Annotated in this window: 7 protein-coding genes and 1 pseudogene; 4 read left to right on the top strand and 4 right to left on the bottom strand. The window is 51.0% G+C overall.

All coding sequences use genetic code 11. The annotated features are described in order from the left end of the window. Positions 1 to 135: 135 nt before the first annotated feature. Positions 136 to 282: pseudogene (locus CSQ89_RS23555) on the top strand (histidine kinase dimerization/phospho-acceptor domain-containing protein); the annotation flags it as partial. After that, positions 256 to 768, top strand: coding sequence for a sensor histidine kinase (locus CSQ89_RS23550; RefSeq protein WP_308418177.1), 513 nt, complete (start codon positions 256 to 258; stop codon positions 766 to 768). The pseudogene CSQ89_RS23555 and the gene CSQ89_RS23550, both read left to right, overlap by 27 nt. 21 nt (positions 769 to 789) lie before the next feature. Here CSQ89_RS23550 and CSQ89_RS18295 read toward each other — a convergent pair whose 3' ends face one another. From CSQ89_RS18295 to rarD, 4 genes are all read right to left on the bottom strand, one after another. Next, positions 790 to 1,275, bottom strand: a complete 486-nt coding sequence (locus tag CSQ89_RS18295) for an AtaL-like protein (protein ID WP_158229036.1) — start codon at positions 1,273 to 1,275, stop codon at positions 790 to 792. A gap of 135 nt (positions 1,276 to 1,410) precedes the next feature. Further along, on the bottom strand, positions 1,411 to 2,169 hold the full coding sequence (locus CSQ89_RS18290) for a methyltransferase family protein (protein WP_099407515.1): 759 nt from the start codon (positions 2,167 to 2,169) through the stop codon (positions 1,411 to 1,413). Positions 2,170 to 2,579: 410 nt separating this feature from the next. Then, the gene (locus CSQ89_RS22180) at positions 2,580 to 3,740 is read right to left on the bottom strand and encodes a hypothetical protein (RefSeq protein WP_139022959.1); all 1,161 of its coding nucleotides are present in this window, start codon (positions 3,738 to 3,740) and stop codon (positions 2,580 to 2,582) included. 358 nt (positions 3,741 to 4,098) lie between these two features. Then, on the bottom strand, positions 4,099 to 4,983 hold the full coding sequence (rarD, locus tag CSQ89_RS18275; RefSeq protein ID WP_099407512.1) for an EamA family transporter RarD: 885 nt from the start codon (positions 4,981 to 4,983) through the stop codon (positions 4,099 to 4,101). Between the two features lie 245 nt (positions 4,984 to 5,228). Between rarD and CSQ89_RS18270 the strand changes: the two genes are divergently transcribed. Together CSQ89_RS18270 and CSQ89_RS18265 are read left to right on the top strand one after the other, a co-directional pair. Further along, positions 5,229 to 6,083: an alpha/beta fold hydrolase gene (locus CSQ89_RS18270; RefSeq protein ID WP_199065692.1), complete on the top strand. Its 855-nt coding sequence runs from the start codon at positions 5,229 to 5,231 to the stop codon at positions 6,081 to 6,083. 18 nt (positions 6,084 to 6,101) lie between these two features. Then, the gene (locus CSQ89_RS18265; protein WP_099407511.1) at positions 6,102 to 7,505 is read left to right on the top strand and encodes a hypothetical protein; all 1,404 of its coding nucleotides are present in this window, start codon (positions 6,102 to 6,104) and stop codon (positions 7,503 to 7,505) included. Positions 7,506 to 7,767: the final 262 nt, after the last annotated feature.

Raw genomic sequence — 7,767 nt, 5'->3', positions numbered from 1 at the left:
AATCGGCACGATGTTCCTGCACCATACGCACCGCACGTTCGCGAACTTCCGGGGAAAAGGGGGTCGTCTTCTTCATGGCACTATTCTCTATGATCAAGAAGCCTCCTCAAAACCCGGGGCGGTTCAGTATCGCATGAGTTGCGTTCGTTATTGGCGCGCCTGCAAGCCGCAATCGGATTGGCGAGGCAGCGGCCCGACAAAGTTGAGACCAGTCTGGAGCGTATCGAGCGTGAGGCAATACGGCTGGATAGTTTGGTGGGCGAGTTGCTGACGTTGGCGCGTTTGGAGGCGGGGTCGGCTGAAGTAAAGTGTGAACGGGTGGAATTGGTCGAACTGGTAGCGGCGATTGCCGACGATGCCCAGTTCGAAGCCCGTTTGCTTGGCTGCGATGTGCAACTGCAAGCGAGTGGCGAATTTGTTGCCGAAGTCGGCGCGGCGCTATTGCACCGGGCGTTTGAGAATGTCATTCGCAACGCTATCAAGTTCACTGCACCTGATACGACGGTGGAAGTAATGGTAAAGGTCGATCAACAACAGCTGAAAGTGATGGTGGCCGACTGTGGCCCTGGCGTTGCTGAGGCGGAGTTGGCCCTGATTTTCGAGCTTTTCCGCCGTGTCGATGAAAACCAGGGCGTGGCGGGGTTTGGTCTGGGGCTGGTGATTGCCCGTCGCGCAATTGAATCGCATGGCGGAGAAATAACCGCGCAACCGCGGACGGGTGGCGGCCTGTGTTTGAGTCTACGTTTACCAAGGCAAACAGCGCTATAACATGGGTCGGCCAATTTCGATTCAATCTTCCAACTCACCCGTTTCAGCCAATTCCCGTATCCAGCTGACCGCATCAATATCTGTGTCACGGTAGGCGGTTTTCACATAATCAGAGAAGTAGGCATCATCTGCCGTCGTGTCCTCTGGCCGGTGTTCATGCAGTGGTGTGCGGTAACTGAAGCGGATAAATAGTGAGTCCGGGGTGGGCTCTTCTATCTGCATGGTAAAGCTGCCCCCCTGGTGTTGTTCGCTGGGGGCCGTATCAAAATGTACGCGCTGTTCAATGTCCAACGTAATGTGGTCCACTACCGTAAGGTTGCCCAGCAGCATTTCGCGTTTGAGCCAGCCTTCACCACGTTCTAAGATCTTCACCGTCACCACCCCCACTAGAAACTCCTGGGGCTGTTCAACCCGGCGCAGCAGCCCACGCCACAGTTGCGTACGTGACAATGGAGTTAGCAACGGATCGTTGGGGTCGTTGATTTGAATCAGGTGTTCGTAATGCACAATGTTCTGCTTGCTGGGGGATAGGCAGTAATTATAAGCCCAGAGGCCTGTTGCGCAGATGATTCATGTGCTTGAAACGCCTGCGCCAAAGGCTGGTGCCGTGATGGCTTTTCATTCGCAATCACGGCACGGTGCTTACGAAGGGAGTAATTTGTTTTTTGAGTTCTGAACTAAACGCCATGGTGCAGGGATGAGCATCGGCACTTGTTTTTTATAAGCGGTGTAATCTGGGCCAATATGTCTTAGTAGTTCGTTTTCTTCGTAATAAATGCCGATCAATATATAAATTGACATACCCAGCGCAAAAATAAAATGCGTCATCGTCATATTCGGTGTAGCCCAAAATACAAGCAGGAAGCCGCTCATTAGTGGATGGCGCATCGCCCGATATAATCCCTTGATGACGAAAGGCGTCGACTGATAGGGTTTACCTTGAAACTGTAGCCAGCCTTGGCGAAGACCAAATAACTCTGTATGGCTAACAGTAAAGCTGGAAGCCAAGACCAGAGCCCATCCACACAGAGAAACAGCGATCAATACCGTTGACCACGGTTGTGCTTCTACCAACCAAAGTTGGCCGGGTAGGGCACGCCATTGCCAACAAATGAGCAGGACAAGCAGGGTGGATAACGCAACAAACAAGCTGCGCTCCATGGCGTGGGAAAGAGACAGCCAGTCTTTAAAGCGCTGTCTGGCCATGATGCTGTGCTGGAGGCCAAATAGAGACAACAAGCCCAGGTTGATCATCAAGTTGCTGAAAAGTGAGGCGTTGGGGTCGGGTTGAGCCATGAGTGGCAGGAAGTGATGATCGAGAAAAAGCCCAAGCGTGACCAGTGCGGCCCCCGTAATGGCGTAACTGATTAAGCTAAAGAAAAGAATTGCCCAGCGCTTCATGGATTGCTCCGATTTGTTGGTGGGGAAGCTGCACCGGCTATTTATAATATTTATCTAAAATAGAATAACCTGAAGCACGAAGATCAACGCCAGCAACTTAGCACGCCACAATTCGGTGAACAAATAAATCAATGATAGTAAATTAGACTATTACTCTAATGAAGAGTGATTCAAATGAGGTAGTAATCAATAGTCAGTGGGTTTTGGTGATTTTAAATGAAGGGGAAACGCTAAATTTATCGAAAAGAGGCGGGTGTCAATACTTTCTGGTATACGGCTTCTTTTGCTGAATTTGAATGGTGGGTACTTAAAAAATGGGCATAGGTGCTTGGCGCCTATGCCCAGTGATATTGTTGAGCCTTATTTGGTTTTGAAGTGCTTTTAAAAAAACCAAAACATCCTTCTACAAATTATAGTGCTAGCTGCACCTTTAATTCGCTGATGGCAGCTTTATTGAAATGAATTTGTGGGTCGACCAATTTTGTTTCTTTGTCAAAATAAGCGCCGGCATGTGGGCCGCCAATGTTACCAATGATGGTAACGGCCAATTTTGCGCCAGCCTTTACATAGGTCGAATTAAATAATTGACTCTCTATATTGAGTGAAGTTGGGAGAGTAAAAAAGTAATTGGTATCCCATGTGTCAAATACCCCCTTGGTTTTCGTTTGGCTATATTGTCCTTCTCCAAGCATGCTTCCTGCAATCTTACACTCGGTGTTGCTCACATTATAGACCTCGACTTTGCCATTATCGCTAAGTTTTAACCCTATTCGCAATGAGTTGGATATTGTCCAAGGGCAAATCAGATTTGATGACTTTTCATGAGAAACAAAAATATCATGATTATACAGCGACATATTTTCCGGTATTACCATATGTATTTGCAGGCCTATTGCACCCGCCGAAAATTTGGCATCGCCAAAAGCATCAGCCAATTTTGCACCAGAAGGCAATACGCCATTTTTAGCTTCGCCTGTACTGAAGTACATGGTACTTTTCATCGATTTACCGGTTAAATCAATCTCTTCAAGTTTAAACCGATAGGTAGGCGAATCCTCTTCAGATGTCTTATGGGTTAGCCAGCCTGGTACACCCCTGCCGTGGAAATTGCTTCTTACTACCGAACCGCCCAACCAATCCTGCGTGCCTCCTGCTGTGTGGTCTAGGTAGTCATCTGCGTATGAAAGTCGGGCTGATAACAAAGCATGGAGGAACGATGGAGAAACCGCACGGCGAACGGGAGCATGGTCGTCTGAAATCGTACCGTCAGATTGAATCGACGTTTGCAGCACGGTTACGCCACCCAATTGATTTCTTCGATCTACATGCACATGCAAACTGTACATATCGCCCTCTAACAAGCGCTTCGCAGTAGGATTGGGTGTAGGCGTAGGCGTAGGCGTAGGCGTCGGGACTGGAGTAGGCGTCGGTGTCGAGACTGGAGTAGGCGTGGGGGTAGGGGCCGTTGTGGTTGTCGGGGCTGGTTGGCTATTGCCGCCGCCACCACCACAAGCAGTTAAACCGATACAAATAGATAAGCCTGCTACAAGTACTAGATTTTCTTTGCTCAAGATAAAACTCCGGGAAACAATTAATTTGTGACACTGATATTTGAAATTAATCAGTAGTTGCGAAATAGGTGCTGCTTGATCTGTTATTTAAATCACAAAACATCAATACACTGATTTTAATTATTGCGATATTGTGGAAAACCTCGGCAAAGTAGCTAAGCGTTTGTTTGCAATCTACGGTGGGCATATTGGAATGTGTGAAACGGCGCAGAAACTTGCAAGATAAAATTGAGTAGATTAGGCGGCGGTCTGATGGGGCCAAAATGCCGTAGCGGTCGGCCCCACTATTAAATGTAGGGGCTTTTGCATGGAATATGAGCCTCGATCCTGAGTGTTTTAATAAGATCGAGAGCGAAGGCTAAGCAGCTATTTGTTTCAGCTTGCGGCTATTGAACAAATTCTCTAACGTATATAAAACCAGGGCTGACCATATAAGCGCGAAGCCGACGAGTTTTTCACTGCCGAATGGTTCGTGCCATAGGAATACACCCAAGCCCATTTGCAGAGTCGGGCCGATGTACTGCAGGAGCCCTAATAACGACATTGGAATTCTCCGTGCCCCTGCTGCAAACAATAGCAATGGAATGGCTGTGATGGGGCCTGCCGCAATTAATAGCCAATGGGTTGCCGCGTCACCATTTACAAAGCCGCTTTGGCCTTGGCTGATGAGCCACCCAAGCCAAATCATAGCGAATGGGGTGAGCAGAAGCGTCTCTAGCGACAGACCCTCCAATGCGCCCAAAGGGGCGGTTTTACGCAATAGTCCGTAGGTGCCAAAGGTAGCCGCCAGCATAAGGCCGATCCAAGGTAGCTGGCCTGCTTGTATGGTTAGCCACAATACACCGGCTGCTGCTACGGCGATGGCTCCCCATTGGGCCGGCCTTAGCCGTTCGTGCAACAGCAAATAGCCGAACATCACATTGACCAGCGGGTTGATGAAGTAACCCAGGCTGGCATCCACTACCCGTCCGGCATTGACAGCCCAAATATAAATAAACCAGTTGATGGAGAGTACCGCAGCGCTGGCGATAAAGCGAAGTACCACTTTACGGTTGCATAGTGCCGGTTTGAGCCAGCCCCAATGCTTTCTTACCGCCAAAATAATCGCCAGGAAAACCAGCGACCAGATCATGCGATGTAAAAGTATTTCGAGTGCAGGCACATGTTTCAGTGCCTTGAGGTAAAGCGGTAGCAGACCCCAGATAAAATACGCGGCACAGGCGTAAAGGATACCGGTTTGCATGGAAATGCCTAAGTAAGATCAATGCATCATGATGCATTGATTCAGCAGACAGTAACCGAGACAGTAACCGAGACAGGGATTGAGCTGTCATGGTGGATTGACCGGGGCAATCTATTCTTGGCTATCTGTCGCTAACCGGATTTTTGCTGAAAGCCTATTGATTTAATGTCTACGACGTATGCTGGGAGAACCATATTGCCAATGAGTAACGTCTATAAAGATAGTCTAGCCCCCAGGAGTTGCTTATGTCTGCACCTCGCCCTGCACATGTGTTGATTGGTCGCGATAGCGGTGTCTATAAGATGGCTTATAGGGAGTGGGGGGACTCAAACAATCCTCGCGTATTGCTGTGTGTGCATGGCTTGACACGTAATGGGCGTGATTTCGAAGCATTTGCGCAGGAAATGGCGCGTGACTTTCGGGTGGTGGCGCCTGACGTGATCGGCCGTGGCGAGAGTGATTGGTTGCGTGATCCGATGGGTTATCAGCTGCCACTGTATGTACAGGACATGCTGGTGTTGATTGCGCGGCTTAATGTGGCGCAGCTCTCTTGGTTTGGCACCTCAATGGGAGGGCTGATCGGCATGTTGCTGGCGGCGATGCCCGGCTCACCGATTCGCAAGCTGTTGCTCAATGATGTTGGTCCGGTGCTGTCTGCGGCAGCCTTGGCACGAATCGGCGAGTATGTCGGTAATGCGCCGCCGCTGCCCACGCGTGAGGTGGCTGAAGCTTACATCCGCGCAGTTTCAGCACCATTTGGCCCCCATACCGATGCGGAGTGGGCTTTTCTTACTGAGGTGATGCTGAAAGCTGATGGAGGCGGCTGGCGCTTGAATTATGATAACGGCATCGCTATGCCTTTCCGCCAAACCATTGATGGGCGGGATGTTGACCTATGGCCTTACTATGATCGGATTGCCTGTCCGGTTTTGTTGGTGCGTGGTAGCCAGTCCGATCTACTCACTGCCGAAGTAGCCTGCGCCATGAGCGAGCGTGGCCCCCGCGCCCAATGGGTTGATTTCGATGGGATAGGCCATGCCCCCACCTTTCAACATGCCGACCAAATTGCTGTGGCGGCTGATTTTTTCCGTGCCGCCTAGCGACACTCAAAGTGAAGTATGTTTGATCGTTTATTGGGTGATTCCCCGTTAAAGGCTGGTCGACAGCTGCTTGCCCAGTTGCCTGGCCTGCCGGAGATTGCGGCGCTCAAAGCATTGCATGATGTGCTAGCCGAAGGGTTGGCCCAATCCCCTGATGGCGCCAGTGCAAGGCGGTTGATGGAACTGTTGTCCCCCGCCGCTGAAACTTGTGCTGAGCGCAGCCTCGCTGAAATTGCGACTACTGTTGATAATCCCACCCGGCGAGATCTGATTGGCCTGGGTCTAGCGCGTTTAGCCGACCAAATGGCCAATGCTGCTTATGTTGAAGCCGTACGTGAGTCCAGCGCCATAAAGCACGGGAATGGCCGCGTTACCGAATTGAGCAGTTTGGCAGGGCGCTATTTCCATTGGCTTGGCCATGCGTGCACGGCGCGGGCATTGCTTGACCCCCGTGCTGCTGGGCAGAGCTGGGAAGGGGTATGTCACCTTTTTCTCGCTCTGGTGAAATATGCAGCCTTGCCTGCAACGCCGAGCATGGCCGAGCGGGAGCCAGCGTATTCCCTGGCTTACCTTTTATTGGCGAGTGATGCCTTCCAGCTGTTGCAAACGCCGACTGATGTTGCAGCGGCAGCGCGGGTAAGCCGGGCTTTGTGCGGCGGGGTCTGGTTGGCGTCGGATTTCTTTCGCAGCACGCCGCTTATTCTTAAGCCGGACGCCGTTGAGGCGCATCGCCGCGTTGGTTGGGATAGAGGGAGTGGTAAGGAGCGTGCGCTGTGCTATGGGTTGGACGATTGCCGACCCTTGTTGGAGAGGTTGTCGCAACCGCTGGGGCCCGCGCTTCGGAAGACGTTGATGGAAGCTTGGTTTACCCGGCCGACCAGGGCACGCCGACCCGCGATTGTCCGTTTGGGCGAAGCATTGCTTGTGTTCGATTTCTTACGTGCCCGTAGTTTATTAGGGCAAAAGCAAGCGCGGCGTCCCGCCAATGATCCTTTTTTGCACCGAGCTGAAATACTGGATGCCGATGAAGGTGGTATAGCCTTGCGTGTTACTGCCGAAATTGCTGCACAGGCCACGGGTGGCTTGATGGCGGTTGAATTCAGCAACTACGGCTGGTGGCTAGCCCGGGTGACGCGTAGTCAAGCCGATGGCGTGAGCGACGTATTCCTGGCTGGCAAATGGTTGGGGAAAAAAGTTGAGCCGGTGCGGCTTGAAGTAGCGGGACAAATGTGGCAGGCATTGTACTTACTACCTGCCAGTGACAATCGCTATCACGCGGCCCTATTGTTCGATTCACCTTTGCCAAGTGGGACACGCACTTTGTTGGTTGATTTGGGGCAGGGAGAGCAAAAATTAAAGCTGGCTTCTACCGAACGATTAGGTAAGCGTCTATTTCGTTATCGCATCATCACGCAGAAATGAGGTGGTATGCGCTTGATTACCGAGTCAGTAACGAATGCTTGAATTGGGCTATTGATCTAACGATTCTGTGAGCCATTTTCCGCTATGCCTTGGTTTTATGGTTCGGGAAATACACGCTTCGAATTTTTGTGCTTAATCAATAACTGATGTTACGCAGTAGCTGCGAGAAGCAGCTGTAACTGATCATAAGCCGCGCGGGAGGCGTTGATCAGTAACTTGCGGCAAAGTGCGAATGGGTTCTTCTGCGTCTTGATGCTCAGGC

This window comes from Chitinimonas sp. BJB300, from assembly GCF_002735695.1.
In the GTDB taxonomy this organism is placed as follows: Bacteria; Pseudomonadota; Gammaproteobacteria; order Burkholderiales; family Chitinimonadaceae; genus Chitinimonas.
Note: the sequence above shows the minus strand (reverse complement) of the source record. Positions and strands in the feature narration are given on the sequence as shown.

What these genes read in the sequence shown, in the direction of transcription:
- CSQ89_RS18265 (WP_099407511.1), top strand. Translation starts at nt 6,102, where the DNA reads ATGTTTGATCGTTTATTGGGTGATTCCCCGTTAAAGGCTGGTCGACAG.
- CSQ89_RS18290 (WP_099407515.1), bottom strand. Translation starts at nt 2,169, where the DNA reads ATGAAGCGCTGGGCAATTCTTTTCTTTAGCTTAATCAGTTACGCCATT.
- rarD (WP_099407512.1), bottom strand. Translation starts at nt 4,983, where the DNA reads ATGCAAACCGGTATCCTTTACGCCTGTGCCGCGTATTTTATCTGGGGT.
- CSQ89_RS18270 (WP_199065692.1), top strand. Translation starts at nt 5,229, where the DNA reads ATGTCTGCACCTCGCCCTGCACATGTGTTGATTGGTCGCGATAGCGGT.